Source organism: Erwinia sp. GW821-FHT03D09, from assembly GCF_059420805.1.
In genome coordinates, this window is the sequence record NZ_JBWKUK010000004.1 from 167,339 (window position 1) to 186,868 (window position 19,530).

At 52.5% G+C, this 19,530-nt stretch carries 20 protein-coding genes; 10 read left to right on the forward strand and 10 right to left on the reverse strand.

Going from position 1 to position 19,530, the window contains the following annotated elements:
- Positions 1–144: 144 nt before the first annotated feature.
- Positions 145–2,823 (reverse strand): bifunctional acetaldehyde-CoA/alcohol dehydrogenase, encoded by a 2,679-nt coding sequence (gene adhE / locus AC07U6_RS05365; protein ID WP_494762870.1) that lies wholly within the window; start codon positions 2,821–2,823, stop codon positions 145–147.
- Between the two features lie 472 nt (positions 2,824–3,295).
- Between adhE and AC07U6_RS05370 the strand changes: the two genes are divergently transcribed.
- The 7 genes from AC07U6_RS05370 (at position 3,296) to AC07U6_RS05400 (ending at position 11,360) form a co-directional block, all read left to right on the forward strand.
- Complete coding sequence (locus AC07U6_RS05370; RefSeq protein ID WP_105595224.1) at positions 3,296–3,943, forward strand: YchE family NAAT transporter; 648 nt, start codon at positions 3,296–3,298, stop codon at positions 3,941–3,943.
- Between the two features lie 825 nt (positions 3,944–4,768).
- Positions 4,769–6,409, forward strand: coding sequence for an oligopeptide ABC transporter substrate-binding protein OppA (gene oppA, locus AC07U6_RS05375; protein ID WP_494762869.1), 1,641 nt, complete (start codon positions 4,769–4,771; stop codon positions 6,407–6,409).
- Positions 6,410–6,495: 86 nt separating this feature from the next.
- The gene (oppB, locus tag AC07U6_RS05380) at positions 6,496–7,416 is read left to right on the forward strand and encodes an oligopeptide ABC transporter permease OppB (RefSeq protein ID WP_494762868.1); all 921 of its coding nucleotides are present in this window, start codon (positions 6,496–6,498) and stop codon (positions 7,414–7,416) included.
- 13 nt (positions 7,417–7,429) lie between these two features.
- Positions 7,430–8,338: an oligopeptide ABC transporter permease OppC gene (gene oppC / locus AC07U6_RS05385; protein WP_105595221.1), complete on the forward strand. Its 909-nt coding sequence runs from the start codon at positions 7,430–7,432 to the stop codon at positions 8,336–8,338.
- Positions 8,339–8,348: 10 nt separating this feature from the next.
- Positions 8,349–9,365: an ABC transporter ATP-binding protein gene (locus tag AC07U6_RS05390; protein WP_494762867.1), complete on the forward strand. Its 1,017-nt coding sequence runs from the start codon at positions 8,349–8,351 to the stop codon at positions 9,363–9,365.
- Positions 9,362–10,363: a murein tripeptide/oligopeptide ABC transporter ATP binding protein OppF gene (gene oppF, locus AC07U6_RS05395; RefSeq protein ID WP_494762866.1), complete on the forward strand. Its 1,002-nt coding sequence runs from the start codon at positions 9,362–9,364 to the stop codon at positions 10,361–10,363. The genes AC07U6_RS05390 and oppF overlap by 4 nt, the downstream gene beginning before the upstream one ends.
- A 136-nt stretch (positions 10,364–10,499) precedes the next feature.
- Positions 10,500–11,360 (forward strand): ion transporter, encoded by an 861-nt coding sequence (locus AC07U6_RS05400; protein WP_494762865.1) that lies wholly within the window; start codon positions 10,500–10,502, stop codon positions 11,358–11,360.
- 19 nt (positions 11,361–11,379) lie between these two features.
- Here AC07U6_RS05400 and AC07U6_RS05405 read toward each other — a convergent pair whose 3' ends face one another.
- Both AC07U6_RS05405 and cls read right to left on the reverse strand, forming a co-directional pair.
- Entirely contained in the window at positions 11,380–11,703 is a 324-nt protein-coding gene (locus tag AC07U6_RS05405; protein ID WP_494762864.1) for an HI1450 family dsDNA-mimic protein, read from the reverse strand.
- A 51-nt stretch (positions 11,704–11,754) separates the two neighbouring features.
- Entirely contained in the window at positions 11,755–13,215 is a 1,461-nt protein-coding gene (gene cls / locus AC07U6_RS05410) for a cardiolipin synthase (RefSeq protein WP_494762863.1), read from the reverse strand.
- Between the two features lie 184 nt (positions 13,216–13,399).
- Between cls and AC07U6_RS05415 the strand changes: the two genes are divergently transcribed.
- Positions 13,400–13,573, forward strand: a complete 174-nt coding sequence (locus AC07U6_RS05415; protein WP_494762862.1) for a YciY family protein — start codon at positions 13,400–13,402, stop codon at positions 13,571–13,573.
- A 94-nt stretch (positions 13,574–13,667) separates the two neighbouring features.
- Here the strand turns inward: AC07U6_RS05415 and dsbG are convergent, their stop codons facing one another.
- A complete protein-coding gene (gene dsbG, locus AC07U6_RS05420) occupies positions 13,668–14,426 on the reverse strand; it encodes a thiol:disulfide interchange protein DsbG (protein WP_494762861.1) in 759 nt (252 codons plus the stop codon).
- A gap of 157 nt (positions 14,427–14,583) precedes the next feature.
- On the reverse strand, positions 14,584–14,880 hold the full coding sequence (locus tag AC07U6_RS05425) for a YciI family protein (RefSeq protein WP_105595214.1): 297 nt from the start codon (positions 14,878–14,880) through the stop codon (positions 14,584–14,586).
- Positions 14,881–15,085: 205 nt separating this feature from the next.
- On the opposite strand from AC07U6_RS05425, the gene tonB reads away from it, so the two are divergent.
- Complete coding sequence (gene tonB / locus AC07U6_RS05430; protein WP_494762860.1) at positions 15,086–15,796, forward strand: TonB system transport protein TonB; 711 nt, start codon at positions 15,086–15,088, stop codon at positions 15,794–15,796.
- A gap of 92 nt (positions 15,797–15,888) precedes the next feature.
- On the opposite strand, the gene yciA is transcribed toward tonB, so the two are convergent.
- From yciA to AC07U6_RS05450, 4 genes are all read right to left on the reverse strand, one after another.
- Positions 15,889–16,311, reverse strand: coding sequence for an acyl-CoA thioester hydrolase YciA (yciA, locus tag AC07U6_RS05435; RefSeq protein ID WP_105595212.1), 423 nt, complete (start codon positions 16,309–16,311; stop codon positions 15,889–15,891).
- Positions 16,312–16,324: 13 nt separating this feature from the next.
- Entirely contained in the window at positions 16,325–16,864 is a 540-nt protein-coding gene (locus tag AC07U6_RS05440; RefSeq protein ID WP_494762859.1) for a septation protein A, read from the reverse strand.
- Between the two features lie 75 nt (positions 16,865–16,939).
- Positions 16,940–17,677: a YciC family protein gene (locus AC07U6_RS05445; protein WP_494762858.1), complete on the reverse strand. Its 738-nt coding sequence runs from the start codon at positions 17,675–17,677 to the stop codon at positions 16,940–16,942.
- Positions 17,678–17,700: 23 nt separating this feature from the next.
- Positions 17,701–18,120: a YkgJ family cysteine cluster protein gene (locus AC07U6_RS05450; RefSeq protein ID WP_494762857.1), complete on the reverse strand. Its 420-nt coding sequence runs from the start codon at positions 18,118–18,120 to the stop codon at positions 17,701–17,703.
- A 275-nt stretch (positions 18,121–18,395) separates the two neighbouring features.
- Between AC07U6_RS05450 and ompW the strand changes: the two genes are divergently transcribed.
- On the forward strand, positions 18,396–19,028 hold the full coding sequence (ompW, locus tag AC07U6_RS05455) for an outer membrane protein OmpW (protein ID WP_494762856.1): 633 nt from the start codon (positions 18,396–18,398) through the stop codon (positions 19,026–19,028).
- 52 nt (positions 19,029–19,080) lie between these two features.
- On the opposite strand, the gene AC07U6_RS05460 is transcribed toward ompW, so the two are convergent.
- The gene (locus tag AC07U6_RS05460; protein ID WP_494762855.1) at positions 19,081–19,395 is read right to left on the reverse strand and encodes a BON domain-containing protein; all 315 of its coding nucleotides are present in this window, start codon (positions 19,393–19,395) and stop codon (positions 19,081–19,083) included.
- Positions 19,396–19,530: the final 135 nt, after the last annotated feature.

Consider the following 19,530-nt stretch of genomic DNA (forward strand, 5'->3'; position numbering starts at 1 on the left):
CCGGCTTGAGAAGATTCCTAGGGGATGTTAAGACAAACTAATCGTTCTGTCTGGCAAACTATTTATTACCGCTAAAAATAATGCCGGTTACGTAAAGTAACCGGCATTGTTTCTTACCGTAGTGCTATATCCGTTAGTGCGCTGTTACTTCTTTGCGCGTTTTTCAACCTTTTTGATTTCGGTTTCCTGCACGGCTTCGGTAGCTGCATTACCAGATTCGGTAAATGCGCGACCGTAGAATGTATCCATCATAATATGCTTTAACTCAGCAATCAGCGGATAGCGCGGGTTGGCACCGGTACACTGGTCATCGAAGGCATCTTCAGCCAGTTTATCTACCTTCGCCAGGAAATCGGCTTCCTGAACCCCGGCTTCGCGAATCGACTTTGGAATACCCAGGGCAGCTTTCATCTCTTCAAGCCAGGCAAGCAGTTTCTCAATTTTCTGCGCAGTGCGGTCGCCCGGTGCGCTGAGACCCAGATGGTCAGCAATTTCAGCGTAGCGACGGCGTGCCTGTGGACGGTCATACTGACTGAAGGCTGTCTGTTTGGTTGGGTTGTCGTTGGCGTTGTAGCGAATCACATTACAAATCAGCAGCGCATTGGCCAGACCGTGTGGAATGTGGAACTCAGAGCCCAGCTTGTGCGCCATTGAGTGGCAAACCCCAAGGAAGGCGTTGGCGAAGGCGATACCGGCGATGGTGGCGGCGTTATGAACGCGTTCACGAGCTACCGGATTTTTGGCACCGTCGCGATAGCTGGCGGGGAGGTTTTCCCGCAGCAGTTTCAGTGCCTGTAGCGCCTGGCCATCGGAGAATTCGTTTGCCATGACTGACACATAGGCTTCCAGCGAGTGGGTTACGGCATCCAGTCCACCAAAGGCACAGAGTGATTTCGGCATATCCATCACCAGGTTGGCATCAACAATCGCCATATCCGGGGTCAGGGCGTAGTCCGCCAGTGGGTATTTCTGGCCGGTGGCGTCGTCGGTCACCACGGCGAACGGCGTGACTTCTGAACCGGTACCGGAGGTGGTGGTGATCGCCACCATTTTGGCCTTCACGCCCATTTTCGGGAACTTGTAAATGCGTTTACGGATATCCATAAAGCGCAGCGCCAGCTCTTCGAAGTGGGTTTCCGGGTGCTCGTACATTACCCACATAATTTTCGCCGCATCCATCGGAGAACCTCCGCCCAGCGCGATAATCACGTCCGGTTTGAAAGAATTCATCTTCTCAGCGCCTTTACGCACAATACTCAGCGTTGGGTCCGCTTCAACTTCGAAGAATACGTCGGTTTCCACGCCGTGTGACTTCAGCACGCGGATAATCTGGTCAGCATAACCGTTATTGAACAGGAAGCGGTCGGTGACGATAAACGCACGTTTGTAGCCATCGGTTGCCACTTCTTCAAGCGCTATTGGCAGCGAACCGCGGCGGAAGTAGATAGACTTAGGAAGTTTATGCCACAACATATTTTCAGCTCGCTTAGCCACGGTTTTCTTGTTAATCAGATGTTTAGGTCCGACGTTTTCAGAAATGGAGTTACCACCCCATGAACCACAGCCCAGCGTCAGCGACGGGGCCAGCTTGAAGTTATACAGGTCACCGATACCGCCCTGTGAAGCCGGCGTGTTAATCAGAATACGCGCGGTTTTCATTTTGTCGCCAAAGTAGTTGACGCGTTCAGGCTGGTTGTCCTGGTCGGTGTACAGGCAGGAAGTGTGGCCAATACCGCCCATGGCTACCAGCTTCTCGGCTTTATCTACCGCATCGGTGAAGTTTTTGGCGCGGTACATGGCCAGCGTTGGAGACAGTTTTTCGTGGGCAAATGGTTCGGATTCATCAACCAGTTTGACTTCACCGATCAGGATTTTGGTGCTCGCCGGAACGGTTATGCCGGCCATTTCGGCGATTTTTACCGCTGGCTGACCTACGATAGCGGCGTTAAGCGCGCCGTTTTTCAGGATCATGTCCTGTACGGCCTTCAGTTCTTTACCCTGCAGCAGGTAGCCGCCGTGGCTGGCGAAACGTTCGCGGACTGCATCATAAACGCTGTCAACGACGATTACCGACTGCTCAGAAGCGCAGATAACACCGTTATCGAAGGTTTTCGACATCAAAATTGACGCCACTGCCCGTTTAATATCTGCCGTTTCATCTACCACGACCGGTGTATTACCGGCACCCACGCCGATAGCGGGTTTACCGGAGCTGTAGGCCGCTTTAACCATGCCAGGGCCACCGGTAGCGAGGATCAGGTTGATATCAGGGTGATGCATCAGCTGATTTGACAGCTCGACGGAAGGTGCATCGATCCAACCAATAATGTCTTTTGGTGCACCGGCGGCTATAGCGGCCTGCAGAACGATATCAGCGGCTTTATTAGTGGCGTCTTTGGCGCGCGGATGTGGGGAGAAGATAATACCGTTACGGGTTTTCAGGCTAATCAACGCCTTGAAAATTGCGGTAGAAGTTGGGTTAGTGGTTGGAACGATACCGCAGATAATGCCGATAGGTTCAGCGATGGTGATGGTTCCGAATGTATCGTCGGTAGCCAGAACGCCGCAGGTTTTTTCATCTTTGTAGGCGTTATAAATATATTCTGAAGCGAAGTGGTTTTTAATCACCTTATCTTCAACAATGCCCATTCCTGACTCTGCAACGGCCATTTTAGCCAGTGGAATTCGGGCATCGGCAGCGGCCAGAGCGGCAGCGCGGAAGATTTTGTCTACTTGTTCTTGAGTGAAATTGGCGTATTCACGCTGTGCCTTTTTAACACGTTCAACCAGTGCGTTAAGTTCAGCAACATTAGTAACGGCCATAAATGCTCTCCTGAGGAAGTTAAACTCTATTAGTAAACAAGTCAGAACTTGCAAGTATAGTCATCGACACTGCAGCTGCCGGACGCGGGCTTGCGATAATGCGCAAAACGTTCTAATGGTTTACTGACAGAGTCTTAATGCATCTTAAAACAGACTGTCACTTTCAGTGTGTTATCAGCTCCTTCTGATGACATTGAGCATAACGGGAGTCGCTAAGGAAAATGATGATTTAGATCATCTTTTCTGCAAGCTGACACCTTTCAGCTTGAGTGGGATAATGCTTTTGTTTAACTTATGTGCATTAAATCATGACAGGTTTTAACAATGGAATAATGCTCTAAACATTCCGGTAACACTGAGTTTATTGATCCGTTTTTAGCGAGAAAGCGGGTGATTATTGCGACAGGCAGGATGGTGACTGCGGATGAATTCTATTACATTAGCGCCACCATGACGCCCACAGGAGAGCAGGGTGAATTCAGCACTATTAGATCTTTCAGGTTACATTAAATTCTTTGTCGGCCTGTTTGCACTGGTCAATCCCATCGGCATCATCCCGGTGTTTATCAGTATGACCAGTTATCAGGTTGCCGCCGCAAGGAATAAAACCAATCTTACTGCCAACGTCTCCGTAGCGATTATTCTGTGGACCGCCCTGTTTTTAGGCGACGGTATTCTGCATATTTTCGGCATTTCTATTGATTCATTCCGCATCGCGGGGGGCATCCTGGTGGTCACCATCGCCATGTCGATGATCAGCGGTAAACTGGGTGAAGATAAGCAGAACAAGCAGGAAAAATCAGAAACGGCCAACCGCGAAAGCATCGGCGTGGTGCCGCTGGCCCTGCCGCTGATGGCAGGGCCAGGTGCGATCAGTTCCACAATCGTCTGGAGCACCCGCTATCACAGCTGGCAAAACTTGCTTGGTTTCTCGCTGGCGATTGCGCTCTTCGCTTTCTGCTGCTGGCTGTTATTCCGCGCGGCGCCGATCATGGTTCGTGTGTTGGGCCAGACCGGCATTAACGTGGTCACGCGTATTATGGGACTGTTGTTGATGGCGCTGGGCATTGAGTTTGTGGTTACCGGCATTCGGTCACTGTTCCCGGGATTAACCAGCTGAATCGTCTGAGATGATTTCATCCTGAAATAAATATTAAAAAGCGCATGATATGCGCTTTTTTTTTACCTCAAGCCATCAATCGCACGAAAATAGTGCATCAGATCGAATAAGCGCCCCAATTTACGACAATTATTCATCATTCTTACTTTGCATCTAAGATTATTAATGTAATTACTGCAAACGCTTTTCATCCTGAAATCAGAGCATGATATGTTACAATTTTAACATATATTAACGTCTGCAAAAACGTATTTATCCAGCCATATATACTGCTATTAAAACAATGGTCAGCGATAGTTTTTGTTTGATCGTGAGTATTTTGCGATAAGAATGTGATTTTCATCCAGAATGGTTGATTTGTGAGCTTCATTAGGTGTTTTTGGCTATTTGTTAAATATAATCAACAAATTAACCGTTATTTATCGGTGTGTAATAACTCATTCCCCCTACGATTTATCATGATAAAGTAGAAATGGTTAACATTTTTGTTATTTAGCTTTAGCGCAAACTTACCCCTTCTGATAATTTTTCAGGTGACTCGTGAAAACTGGCACCGGATGTGCAGTGTATTACGCCGTAACTTTGAGGGATGGCAGCAGGGTCTAACTGAACAGCAGCAAATTGCCTATGTGATGTTCCGATCGTCAGCCCGACGGACTGTTCGGTAACGCAGAAGTGCTTCGCAAAGCGGTAGCAGAAAGAAGTACTGATTTATCAACAAACCAAAAGGCGTCGTTCCGCCATTTGGCAAGGTTTCCCGTATACAGGGCTATCGCCGCGGGCCGAAGATCCGCAGGTAATATTAAAAACTGGAGTAGGTAAATAATGACCAACATCACGAAAAAAAGTCTCATCGCCCTGGGCGTCATGGCGGCTATGGGTTCACTGATGCTTAATAATGCCTTCGCGGCAAATGTACCCGCTGGCGTGCAGCTGGCCGACAAGCAGGAATTGATCCGTGGTAACGGTGCAGAACTGCAATCCCTTGACCCGCACAAAATCGAAGGCGTGCCGGAATCTAACGTTAACCGCGACGTGCTGGAAGGCCTGGTGATTAACGACGCCGATGGCAAGATTATTCCCGGCGTAGCGGAAAAATGGGAAAGTAAAGACGGTGGGAAGGTATGGATCTTCCACCTGCGCAACACGGCCAAATGGTCAAACGGCGAGCCGGTAACCGCGCAGGATTTCGTCTACAGCTGGCAGCGCCTGGCCGATCCGAAAACGGCATCGCCTTATGCCAGCTATCTGCAATACGGTCATTTACTTAACGTTGATGACATCATCGGCGGTAAAAAACCTGCCGATACCCTGGGCGTAAAAGCCATTGACGACCATACGCTGGAAGTGACCCTCAGCGACGCGGTTCCTTATTTCTACAAGCTGCTGATCCACCCATCCATGTCTCCGGTTTATAAGCCGGTGGTGGAAAAATTTGGTGATAAGTGGACCCAGCCCGCCAACTTTGTTGGCAACGGCGCATTTAAGCTGAAAGAGTGGGTGGTTAACGAGCGAATCGTCGTTGAACGCAACCCGCAGTACTGGGATAACGCCCATACCATTCTGAACCAGGTCACGTTCCTGCCAATCTCTTCAGAAGTGACCGACACCAACCGCTACCGCAGCGGCGGCAGCGATATGACCTATAACTATCTGCCGATTGAGCTGTATCAGAAGCTGAAAAAAGAGATCCCGGGCGAAATTCACGCCGATCCGTACCTCTGCACCTACTACTACGAAATCAACAATCAGAAGCCGCCGTTTAACGATCCGCGCGTTCGCACCGCACTGAAGCTCGGCCTGGATCGCGACATCATGGTGAATAAAGTGAAGGCACAGGATGAAGATCCGGCCTACAGCTATACGCCGCCGTTTACCGATGGCATTAAGCTGACGCCGCCGGAGTGGTTCGGCTGGTCGCAGGAAAAACGTAATGAAGAAGCGAAAAAGCTGCTGGCTGAAGCGGGCTACACCGCGGACAAACCGCTGACCTTCGACCTGCTGTACAACACCTCCGATCTGCATAAAAAACTGGCGATTGCTGCAGCGTCTATCTGGAAAAAAAATCTGGGCGTCAACGTGAAGCTGCAAAATCAGGAGTGGAAAACCTTCCTGGATACTCGGCATCAGGGTAATTTCGACGTGGCACGCGCGGCCTGGTGTGCGGACTATAATGAACCTACCAGCTTCCTGAATACCATGCTGTCGGACAGCAGTAACAACACCTCACATTATAAGAATCCTGAGTTCGATAAGGTGATGGCAGAGGCGCTGGCTGCCGGAGATGAAGGCAAACGCGCGGAAGTTTACGCGCAGGCTGAAAAAATCCTCGATGCCGACTCCGCTATTGTTCCGGTCTATTACTATAAAAATCTGCGGTTAGTGAAGCCTTATGTGGGCGGCTACACCGGCAAAGATCCGCTGGATAACAGCCACAATAAAGATCTCTACATTATTAAACACTAAGTACGACGGGCAGTTCTGCTGCCCATTTGAAGCAATGTCACCGCAGAGGTTCTGCCTCTGCGGCTTAGAGCCAGCAGGTACGGGCAATGTTAAAATTTATATTTCGTCGCTTCCTTGAAGCGATACCAACGCTGTTTATTTTGATCACCATCTCATTCTTTATGATGCGCCTTGCCCCCGGCAGTCCGTTTACTGGCGAGCGCGCATTAACGCCGGAAGTCATGGCGAATATCGAAGCCAAATATCACCTCAACGATCCGATGTGGAAGCAGTATCTCAACTATCTTCAGCAGCTGGCGCACGGCGATTTCGGTCCTTCCTTTAAATATAAAGATTATACGGTTAACGATCTGGTTGCCTCCTCGTTCCCGGTTTCGGCCAGGCTGGGCGCCGCGGCATTTTTGCTGGCGCTGGTATTTGGCGTGACCGCCGGTGTCATTGCGGCACTGAAGCAGAATAGTAAATGGGATTATGCGGTCATGGGGGTGGCAATGACCGGAATTGTTATTCCCAGCTTCGTCGTGGCACCGCTGCTGGTTTTACTCTTCTCAATCACCCTGAAGTGGCTGCCCGGAGGCGGCTGGAACGGCGGGGCGCTGCAATATATGATCCTGCCGATGGTTGCACTTTCGCTGGCCTATATCGCCAGTATCGCCCGTATTACCCGTGGATCGATGATTGAAGTCCTCCACTCCAACTTTATCCGTACGGCTCGCGCCAAAGGCCTGCCGATGCGCCGCATTATATTGCGCCACGCGCTTAAGCCCGCGCTGCTGCCGGTGCTTTCCTACCTTGGTCCGGCCTTTGTCGGCATTATCACGGGTTCAATGGTCATTGAAACAATTTACGGCCTGCCGGGTATCGGTCAGCTGTTCGTTAACGGAGCGCTGAACCGCGATTATTCGCTGGTATTAAGCCTGACTATTCTCGTCGGGGCGCTGACGATTCTGTTTAACGCGATTGTTGATGTGCTGTATGCCGTTATCGATCCGAAAATTCGTTACTGAGCAGGAGCTGAAAATGATTTTAAGTAAGAAAAACAGCGAAGCTCTGGAAAATTTCACTGAAAAGCTGGAAATTGAAGGGCGCAGCCTGTGGCAGGATGCCCGCCGTCGCTTCATTCATAACCGTGCGGCGGTCGCCAGTCTGTTTGTGCTGGTGCTGATCGCGCTGTTCGTCACCTTCGCGCCGATGCTATCGCAGTTTACCTACGATGATACCGACTGGGCGATGATGTCCGCGGCACCGGAGTTCAGCAGCGGCCACTATTTTGGCACCGACTCGTCGGGGCGCGATCTGCTGGTGCGCGTGGCTATCGGCGGGCGCATCTCTCTGATGGTGGGTATCGCCGCTGCGCTGGTGGCGGTGGTGGTCGGCACGCTTTACGGCACGCTGGCGGGCTACCTGGGCGGCAAAACCGACTCGGTAATGATGCGCCTGCTGGAAATCCTTAACTCCTTCCCGTTCATGTTCTTCGTGATCCTGCTGGTGACGCTATTCGGACAGAATATTTTGCTGATCTTTGTCGCCATCGGCATGGTTTCCTGGCTGGATATGGCCCGTATCGTGCGCGGGCAGACGCTTAGCCTGAAGCGCAAAGAGTTTATTGAAGCGGCTCAGGTCGGCGGCGTATCGACCATGAATATTGTGCTGCGCCATATCGTACCCAACGTGCTGGGCGTAGTGGTGGTGTACGCCTCACTGCTGGTACCGAGCATGATCCTGTTTGAGTCGTTCCTTAGCTTCCTCGGGCTTGGCACTCAGGAACCGCTGAGCAGTTGGGGCGCGTTGCTGAGCGACGGTGCCAACTCCATGGAGGTTTCTCCGTGGCTGCTGCTGTATCCGGCCGGTTTTCTGGTGATTACCCTGTTCTGTTTTAACTTTATTGGCGATGGCCTGCGTGACGCCCTCGACCCGAAAGACCGCTAAGGAGATAACGATGAGCGTAATTGAACTGGAAACGGTCAGAACACAGAGCAAACAGGCCGGGGCACTGCTGGACGTGAAGGATCTGCGGGTAACCTTCGGTACCCCGGACGGCGACGTCACGGCGGTCAACGATCTTAACTTCACGTTGCGTGCGGGAGAAACGCTGGGGATCGTCGGCGAATCTGGCTCCGGCAAGTCGCAGACCGCGTTTGCGCTGATGGGGCTGCTGGCCAGCAATGGTCGGATTGGCGGATCGGCGCGCTTTGACGGTAGCGAAATCCTCAATCTGCCGGAGAAAAAGCTGAACCGGCTGCGCGCCGAACAGATTGCGATGATATTTCAGGACCCGATGACCTCGCTGAACCCTTATATGCGCGTGGGCGAACAGCTGATGGAAGTGTTACAGCTGCATAAAGGGATGAGCAGCGCCCAGGCGTTTGAAGAATCGGTACGTATGCTGGATGCGGTAAAAATGCCGGAAGCGCGGAAACGCATGAAAATGTTCCCGCATGAATTTTCCGGCGGGATGCGCCAGCGCGTGATGATTGCCATGGCGCTGCTGTGCAGGCCCAAACTGCTGATCGCCGACGAACCGACCACCGCGCTGGATGTGACCGTTCAGGCGCAGATCATGACGCTGCTGAACGAGCTGAAGCGGGAGTTTAATACCGCGATTATTATGATCACCCACGATCTCGGCGTGGTGGCCGGGATCTGCGATCGGGTACTGGTGATGTATGCCGGGCGTACCATGGAATACGGCAACGCGCGCGATGTATTCTACCATCCTTCCCACCCTTACTCGATTGGCCTGCTTAATGCCGTTCCACGTCTTGATGGTGAAGAGGGCGATACGCTGATGACCATTCCGGGCAATCCGCCTAATCTGCTGCGCCTGCCGAAGGGCTGCCCGTTCCAGCCTCGCTGCCCGCATGCGATGGAAATTTGCAGCGCCGCGCCGCCGCTGGCGGGATTTGGTGAAGGGCGCCTGCGCGCCTGCTTCAAACCGGTGGAGGAGCTGGTATGACAACGGTTGCTGAAAAGAAGGTCCTGTTGGAAATCGCCGACCTGAAGGTGCACTTCGACATCAAAGATGGCCGTCAGTGGTTCTGGCAGCCGCCAAAAACGCTGAAGGCGGTGGATGGCGTGAGCCTGCGGCTGTATGAGGGGGAAACCCTCGGCGTCGTCGGTGAATCCGGCTGCGGTAAATCCACCCTGGCGCGGGCAATTATCGGGCTGGTAAAAGCCACCGAAGGCCGCGTCGCCTGGCTGGGCCGCGACCTGCTCGGGCAAACGGCGGATGAATGGCGTGCTGCGCGCAGCGATATTCAGATGATATTCCAGGACCCACTGGCCTCGCTGAATCCCCGTATGACTATCGGTGAAATTATCGCGGAGCCGCTGCGTACCTATCATCCGAAAATGGCGCGGCAGGAAGTGAAGGATCGCGTCAAGGCGATGATGCTGAAGGTGGGGCTGCTGCCAAATCTGATTAACCGTTACCCGCACGAGTTCTCCGGCGGTCAGTGCCAGCGTATCGGAATTGCCCGCGCGCTGATCCTTGAGCCGAAGCTGATAATCTGCGATGAGCCGGTATCCGCACTGGATGTGTCAATTCAGGCGCAGGTGGTTAACCTGCTGCAACAGCTGCAGCGAGAAATGGGCCTGTCGTTGATCTTTATTGCTCACGATCTGGCGGTGGTGAAACACATCTCCGACCGCGTTCTGGTGATGTATTTAGGGCACGCGGTGGAGCTGGGCACCTACGATCGGGTTTATCAGAATCCGCAGCACCCCTATACCCGCGCACTGATGTCCGCCGTGCCGATCCCCGATCCCGACCTGGAGAAAAACAAAGTCATCCAGCTGCTGGACGGTGAGCTGCCATCGCCGATCAATCCACCTTCGGGATGCGTGTTCCGCACCCGCTGTCCGATTGCCGGGCCGGAATGCGCCAAAACACGGCCGCTGCTGGAAGGCAGTTTCCGCCATGCGGTGTCCTGCCTGAAGGTCGATCCGATGTAAGCAAAGCGCGACCTTTCGATGGCAAAACCCGTTTTGAACTTTCAATGCGGGTTTTTTTTATGTCTCGGGTTAATGCTTGATATTATCTCGGCAGGACCTTAGTAATAGCGCATCGTAAAGGATTACAGGAGGTTGTGTGCCGGATTACAGCCAGGGATTGCGCGGTCGCATTTATGCGGCGTTGTTTGATATTCACACCCGTAGCGGCCACTATGCTGAACGATTTTGGATTCTATCATCGCTAATTAGCGTGGTGCTGGTATTTGTGGAGTCGGGGACCCCGAATGTGATAGCGGAAGGTGATGCTGAAACCTCGCTGTTTTTGCTGCTCGAGTATCTTTTTACCGCCGTGTTTAGCATTGAATATTTGCTGCGCCTGATAACCTCGCGGCATCCTCTGCACTACGCATGCAGCTTTTTCGGCGTTGTCGATTTGATAACCACGCTGCCGCTGTATATCTACTTCTTTTGGCCGGAAATCGCCCTACAGTACATGATGGCACTACGCCTGCTGCGAGTGCTGCGGCTGCTGCGTTTGATCAAAGTGCTGCGCTATATCGGCTCTGCCAGCGTAATGTGGAACAGCCTGTACAGCGCACGTAAAAAGCTGATGTTGTTTTTCGGCGTGCTGATTATCCTGCTGTGCCTGTTTGGCGGGCTGATGTACGTGATTGAAGGGCCGGAGCACGGCTTTACCAGCCTGCCGGTTTCCCTCTACTGGGCGACCGTCACGCTCACTACCGTTGGCTACGGCGATATCACACCGCATACCGGGCTGGGCCGCATTGTTTCGTCAATACTTATCCTGCTGGGTTACTCGCTGATAGCCATTCCGACCGGCGTGATAAGTTCGTATATGACTGAGGTCATGCAGCGGCGGCGCAAGCAGCGTATTTGCCCGCACTGTAAAGAGTCCGGCCATGAAAACGATGCACAATTTTGCAAAAGCTGTGGCTCGGGGTTACCGCCCGAACCGGATGAAAAAAAGCCCGATTAAATCGGGCTATTTCACAGCGTTACTCTTTCCACAGAATGTGGCAGAGCTTGTGGTCTTTTTCGCGGCAGAGTAGCACGCGGGCGAAAACATCGGTAATCGGCTCACCGTCAGCGTCGCCAAGTCCGATCACCACTTCAGAGAAGAAGTCAGGATTGAGGTCAAAATCTACGTGTTCAGCCCAGTCTTCGGAGGGATCGTAAAGCTCCGCGCCGCCGCGTTCTTCAAATTGCAGGTTAAATAAAATCACATCAGCCTGGTCGAGATTATCCACGGCTAGCTCAAGGAAAATATCATAAGCCTGTTCCAGCGTTTCATCTTCGGTAAGACGGTTATTTAAATCCATAATGTTTCCTGTTCCGCCGACGGGCGATGTCGCATTTCAGTTCCGCTCGTTTTACAGCAATGGACTGAAGAAGTAAAACAGTCGTTCAACGATACGCTTCCAGTAAGCACGGCGCGACCAGCGCTGAGCATCAACCAGGCGGGAACGGGCGATATAATCATCCTGAACGCGGGCCAGATCGCCGCCAAACCCGTCGTCATCGATCACCAGCGTGATTTCGAAATTCAGCCACAGGCTGCGCATATCCAGATTAACCGTGCCGACCAGGCTTAGCTGACCGTCAACCAGCACGCTTTTGGTATGCAACAGGCCACCCTCAAACTGGTAAATTTTAACGCCCGCTTCCAGCAGCTCGCTAAAAAACGAGCGACTTGCCCAGCCAACCAGCATGGAATCGTTGTGGCGCGGAACGATAATGCTGACATCGACCCCACGAAACGCGGCGGTGCAGATGGCGTGCAGTAGATCATCGCTGGGTACCAGATATGGCGTGGTCATCACCAGCTGCTCCCGCGCCGAATAGATGGCGGTCAGCAGCGCCTGGTGAATCATATCCTCAGGAAAGCCGGGACCCGAAGCGACCACCTGAATAGTATGGCCGCTCTCCTGTTCAAACGGCATGATGTTGCCATCTGGCGCCGGCGGCAGAATGCGCTTCCCGGTTTCAATCTCCCAGTCGCAGGAGTAAACGATACCCATGGTAGTCGCCACTGGTCCTTCCATGCGCGCCATCAGATCCACCCACTGGCCAACGCCAGCGTCCTGCTTGAAGAAGCGAGGATCGACGAGATTCATGCTGCCGGTGTAGGCAATATAGTTATCAATCAACACCACTTTACGATGCTGACGCAGGTCCATACGGCGCAGGAATACGCGCAGCAGGCTGACCTTCAGCGCCTCCACCACATCGATGCCGGCGTTGCGCATCATCGCCACCCAGGGGCTGCGGAAAAAGGCCACGCTACCAGCGGAATCAAGCATCAGTCGGCAGTGAACGCCGCGACGCGCGGCAGCCATCAGTGATTCGGCTACTTCATCCGCCATACCGCCGGGCTGCCAGATGTAAAACACCATCTCAATATTGTGGCGAGCCAGCTGAATATCACGAATCAACGCTTTCATGGTGTCGTCGCTGCTGGTCAGCAGCTGAAGCTGGTTGCCTTTAACCCCGGCAATCCCCTGGCGATTTTCACACAGCTGGAAAAGCGAGCGCGCAACATCGCTGTTGCTGTCGGCGAAAATATGCTGACTGGACTTCAAATCCTTCAGCCAGCGCGCGGTGGAAGGCCACATGGTTCGCGCTCGCTCTGCGCGGCGCTTACCAAGATGCAGTTCACCAAATGAGAGGTAGGCAATAATCCCGACCAGCGGCAGGATATAAATAATCAACAGCCAGGCCATTGCGGAGGGCACCGCGCGGCGTTTCATCAGAATGCGCAGCGTAACGCTGGCAATCAGTAACCAGTATCCAAAAACCAGCAGCCAGCTCATCACGGTGTAAAAAGTGGTCATTAAGTGGAAATCCTGTTCACGCTCGAGTTAAGAAGAAGTTTACGTGTTGATGGCAGCTCTGGAAACCTTTAAGGAAATTTTCAGCAGCAAAGAGATCGGACCTGGTCGGGCAACGGAAAGGTCTATAATGCTGCGCGAGATTTTTGGCTACATTTGAAGCGACAGATATCAGACCGAGGGTGTAATGAAACGGAGCAGAAATGAAGTTGCGCGCTGGCGCATGATGCGTCAGGTACAGCGTCGCAGGTCACGTTGGTTAGAAGGGCAGTCGCGTCGCTACGGGCGAATGCACTCCTTCCGTCATATGGTCAGTCAGAAGCAGCGTCGCTCAATTCTGTTTCTTACCCAGATTCTCTGAACGTCGGGTCTTTTGCCAGAAAGTTGAGCCTCGCCTCCATCGTAAGGGGCAACCGGGCCTGAACGTCTCCCGGCTTCCCGTGCGCTACTAACCGTCAGGGCTTCGGTCCGAACATCTCCGCCATCTGCTTTTCGTCCGGCATGCCGACAACCTGCTGCAGCTCATTTTTTTCATTCATGTAATAGATAGCTGGCGTAGCACTGGCACCGAGATCGTCCATCAGTTTCTGATGCCGCTGGAGCAGGTTGAACGTCTCGCGTGGTGTGACACCGTCAAACTGCGGCAGCTTTTTCCCGCCCGACAGTTCGTATTCCTTCCACGCCTGCACCGGGTCCGCCGCATTCAGTATCGCCGTGGCATATCTGCCGCTTTGCGGGTTAAGGAACGCCACCAGTAACGTATTGAGCTGCACCTTGCCGGTATCCACCCACGGCTGCGCCGCTGACCAGAACTGCTTACACCAGGGGCAGAACGGATCGGCGAAAACGATGACTTTTCTGGCTGCGGAATCCGGCCCTTCTTTGATCGGATGCGCCGCGTTCAGCGTTTTCCACATCTCGCGCCCGAGGGGAACGTAGATCTCCTGCTGGAAATAACCCTCGCTGAGGTTTTTGCCTTTTTCGTCATACAGATAACCGGAAATAACGTGTTTGCCGTCCGGCGTCAGAAACAGCGTCACACCCATATCCTGATACTGGCCCACCCAGCCCTGTACGCCGCCCGGTGCATCGATTTTTTTAACGATTTTGATGCCCTGCTGTTCGCTAAAGGTTTTGACCACCGGAGGCAGAACTTCCGCAGAGTAAGCCAGGCCGGGAAGCAGGCAGGTGGCAAGTAGCAAAGTAGATTTCATCGATCGCCTCGTCGTAGGGAGTTTTGTTGGGGAGAGAATGGCTGCCAGAATGGAAGAAGAATGAGCAGAAAACTTTGTGTACTTTTTTACGTACCGTTTAAGATGATCTGCCCACTGGTGTAAATATAATAAACTGAATTTAAATAAATTTTTTGTTTTAGAAAACTTTTTTGAATGGCTTAACTGCGACCTGTTTATACACGCCGGCGGCGATATAAGGGTCATCCTGAGCCCAGGACTGTGCGGCTTCCAGTGATGGAAATTCGGCAATCACCGTCGAACCGGTGAAGCCCGCCACGCCGGGTTCATTACTGTCTACTGCGGGCATTGGACCGGCAACGATCAAACGTCCTTCATCACGTAAAAGCTGCAAACGAGCGAGGTGGGCAGGGCGAACCGCCGTGCGTTTTTCCAGAGAATCCGCGTGATCTTCAGCGTAAATTACATAAAGCACCTTTAAGCACTCCTGTCGGGGATTGAGATTCGGGCATCACGTTAAGTGATCGATAACTTTTGTGCAATTAAAAGATAATTCACCCTTGATAAAGGCCAGTTTGTTAAACTTTAAGCGGGAAATCGCGGATAAGCCGTGAGAGGTTGTTGAAACTGATTGCTATTTGCATTTAAACTCGGTGCTTCACATTTTGACCAGAAAGATTATGACGACGCTGACAACATCATTACCACGCCGCGCTCCTTTGCCTTTGCTGATTTCAGTTGTACTGCATGGCTCGGTTATCGCAGCACTGCTTTATGCCTCTTTTCATCAGGCGGTTGATATGCCTAAAGCGTCTCAGCCTATAAGTGTCTCGCTGGTCGCGCCTGAGGTGCAACCTGAACCTGAGCCAGTGCCACCGCAGGTGGAGCCGGAACCCGAACCGGAACCTGAACCGGTGCCAGAACCACCGATTCCGGAGCCGGTGCCGATTCCTAAACCTGAACCGAAGCCGAAACCTAAACCGGTGAAGAAAGAGGTGGTGAAGCCGAAGAAAGAGGTGAAACCGCAGGAAACGCGTCAGGCTCAGCCAGTGACCAACCCGCAGCCGCCTAAGCCGTCCACCGCGCCGAAGCTGTCTCAGGCACCGTCTACCGCCGTATCCAGCGGTCCGCGTGCGTTAAACCAGAGCAAACCGGCCTATCCTCAGCGTGCCTTTGCCCTGCGTATAGAAGGGCGCGTGCGCGTGCAGTTTGACGTAGACAGTTCCGGTCAGGTAGACAACGTGCGTATTCTTTCCGCCGAGCCGCGCAATATGTTTGAGCGTGAAGTCAAACAGGCGATGCGCAGATGGCGCTACGAACCGAACAAACCAGGTAAAGATGTCACCATGAACATCGTGTTTAAAATCGACGGTGGCAGTAGCATCGAATAAAAAAAGGGCGAAAGCCCTTTTTTTATTCGCTAAAACCCCAGCTCGCGAAGTCAGCCTGTTCCGGGAAAGTTCCGAGACGGCGGGGGAGAGAATCAGCCTTCCGCGGTGAAGTTGATTTTATCCGCGGGCAGAGGGCGCGGTTTGCCTTCCGGGTCCACCGCTACATAAATAAATACCGCTTCGGTGGTGCAGTAGCGCTGGCCAATCGGCTCTGAAGACACCTTTTTAATCCACACTTCGATGTTAATGGTGATGGAGCTGGTGCCGGTACGGATGCAGCGGGCGTGGCAGCTCACTACGTCACCCACGGCAACCGGTTTCAGAAAGGTCATGCCGTCCGCACGGACCGTAACCACGCGTCCTTCGGCGATCTCCTTGGCCAGAATAGCGCCGCCCATATCCATCTGAGACATCAGCCAGCCGCCAAAAATATCACCGTTGGCATTAGTATCCGCAGGCATAGCGAGGGTGCGTAACACCATCTCGCCCTGCGGCACTCGTTGTTGTTCGCTCATTGTTTTGCTTCCGTTATTTTTCTTCCTGCTGCGGCATTAAACGGTAGATATAGACGCCGCTCAGCAGGGTAAACAGCAGGGTTAACGCACTCAGACCAAACACTTTGAAGTTCATCCAGGCGTCCTGAGACAGCCAGAAGGCAACGTAGATATTTACCAGACCGCAGACGAAGAAAAACAGCGCCCAGGCGATATTCAGACGACGCCATGCAAATGCAGGCAGCTGAATCTCTTTACCCAGCATTCTCTGGATTAACGGTTTTTCCATAAACCACTGGCTGAACAGCAGTGCGAGGGTGAACAGGCCATAGATAATCGTCACTTTCCACTTGATGAAGTCAGGATTATGCAGGGCAATGGTTAAGGTTCCGAACACCGCGACCAGTGCAAAGGTCACCAGACTCATTTTTTCTACTTTGCGGTAGATAAACCAGCCTGCGGCCAGAGCGACAACGGAGGCGACGATTAGCGCACCGGAGGCAATAAAAATATCGTACAGTTTATAAAAAACGAAAAAGACCACGAGGGGAAGAAAGTCGAGTAACTGCTTCATAGCTGCTTCCAGATATCAGATCAGTATGTAATGAAATCATCCAGTGAATGCCTCTGTCGAGGCATTCATGGTTAATTAGCGTAACAACATATATAAGCGAGACAGATAAATAATCAACAGCGCTGAGACCAGATTGCTCAATCCGTTCAGCACTACCGAGGCGACATTCGCCGGCAGCACGGTCATTGACGATGCCATCAGCAGCACGATCAGCTTGGCGATAATCCATAAAAGAACCGCCGGAGCGACCAGCTTCATATGTCCCCAGGCCAGACGCATACTGCCGCGCATGGCGCCAAACACGCCAACCTTCTCATTCACCAGCAGCATTGGCGACAGCGAAAGCGTAATCGCCAGCAGTACCCCAGGCACCACCAGCACCATAAAGCCCAGCTGGATAACCAGTGTCATTAAGAACGTCAGCAGCAGCAGCGACAGCAGCTTTGGCGCGGACGCACCGATAGCGCGCAGGGCACTGACGTGCTGCCCGGCAGACGCCATTGGGATCAGGCTGAGCATGCCGCCCAGTAACAGCGTATTGCCAACCAGCGCGGCAAACGTTCCTGCCGCTGAAGCACGCAGCAGAACCTGCTGTTGCTCCGGCGACATATTCTGCACCATCTCCATTAGACTGGTGGCTGAACCGGCCGCGCCGTCATTCAGGATCGATATCTGATCCGCACCCGGCGTCAGTCCGTGACCTATCAACACGGAAATAAACGAGGTCAGCAGTGCCATCAGCACGATGGTGAGTATCTGATGGCGGAAAAAATTCCCCGTGTCACGGTATAGCGAAGCCGCCGTGATAGACATGTAAACTCCTTGGAAAGCCGATTTTATAGACCGGGAGATTGTACATGTTCCTGTAGGGTGCTGGCACTCAGATTGACATAACTTTCGATTAAAGAAGGTATTACCGGGTTAAACAGAGGCGGAAGACCATATTTTGCCCGGGCGCGGTCGCAGGCTTCATTATAAATGCCATTTTCCCCTGACATATCGAACTCGCGGCAGGGCGTTGGCCGCTGTTCATAAATTCCGCAGGAAACGCAGCCGCCAATCTCGCCCTGTAAAGCGACACAGCGTGGAGCGCGATCGTTGGTACCGCGCATATTGCGCATAAAAAGATTCAGGGGTTCAGTCAGATCAACCGGCACAATGCCGCCGCCGTCTTCAGCTTCTGACCAGTAAAAAGAAACGCGAAACGTACCGCAGCACGCGCCGCAACTGACACAAGGATTAAGAGTATCGCTCATCTGATTGCCCACCCCTCCTGAGGCTTCGAACCAAAATCACATTGAAGGAGAATAGGAAATTAAGGCTTCCAAAAAAAATGGTCAATCGGATTTTTCAAATGCCGAAATCGTAGGAAATTGATCTAAATCAAACCATTGTTTTATAAGAAGAATGAAAAAAATGATTCGCATGACCTTTCCAGTAAATCAGCGTAAATATGTGTCCTTACATCGCACAAGTCCTCGCAGTAGGACACAGATGTTTACATACGATTTTAATTTTAAAAGGAGTGGTCATGAAACTGAGAGCATTAGCACTGGCTGTCGTTACCCTGTTACCGGTCGCCGCATCGGCGCATGAAGCAGGGGATTTCTTTATGCGCGCGGGTTCCGCCACCGTGCGGCCTACTGGCGGTTCCGATAACGTCCTCGGCCTCGGCGAATTCGACGTCAACAACAACACGCAGCTGGGGCTGACATTCACCTATATGGCCACTGACCATATCGGTATTGAGCTTCTTGGCGCGACGCCGTTCCGTCACAAAGTTGGGCTGCGTGCCACCGGCACGCTGGCGACCGTGCATCAGCTGCCGCCAACGCTGATGGCTCAGTGGTACTTCATGGGGAACACCAGCAAATGGCAGCCCTATGCCGGCGTGGGTGTGAACTACACCATGTTTTATAACACTGACTTTAACCAGACCGGTCGCGATGCGGGCCTGAGCAATCTGAGCGTGAAAAATACCTGGGGTGTTGCTGGCCAGGTGGGTCTGGACTACCAGTTGACCCCTGACTGGATGATCAACGCCTCGCTGTGGTACATCGATATCAATACCAAAGTTCGCTTTAACGCCGGGGAAGATCGTCAGAGCATTGACACCCACGTTAACCCGTTTGTGTTCTTCTTTGGTGCAGGCTACCGCTTCTAAGCCTGCTAAACGAAAAAAGGCGCGAAATTCGCGCCTTTTTTCGTCTTAACCATTACTTAATTTGCAGGTTATTCACTACCGATTTAACCCCGGCCACGCCGCGCGTGATTTCAACCGCCCGGTTTGCCATCTGCGGCGAGCTGATAAAGCCACTTAGCTGTACGCGCCCCTTGAAGGTTTCCACGCTGATAGCGGTGGATTTCAGCGACTGGTCGTGCAGCAGTTCGCCCTTCACCTTGGTGGTAATCACTGTATCGTCAATATAGCCACCGGTTCCTTCCTGCGTTGCGGTAGGTGCGCAGGCGCTAACGCTCAAAGCAACTACAGCAGCGGCAATCATTCCTGATATCGTTTTCAACAGCTTCATAGCAATTCTCCCTGTCCAAGTGTAAACCGCAGAAATGGCGGCGTTAAATAATTCTTAGACACAGACGGTGATTCTGCAAGTTCAGAATGTTAAAAATAGAAAGAAAATAATGCCTTATCTGACAGATAAGGCACG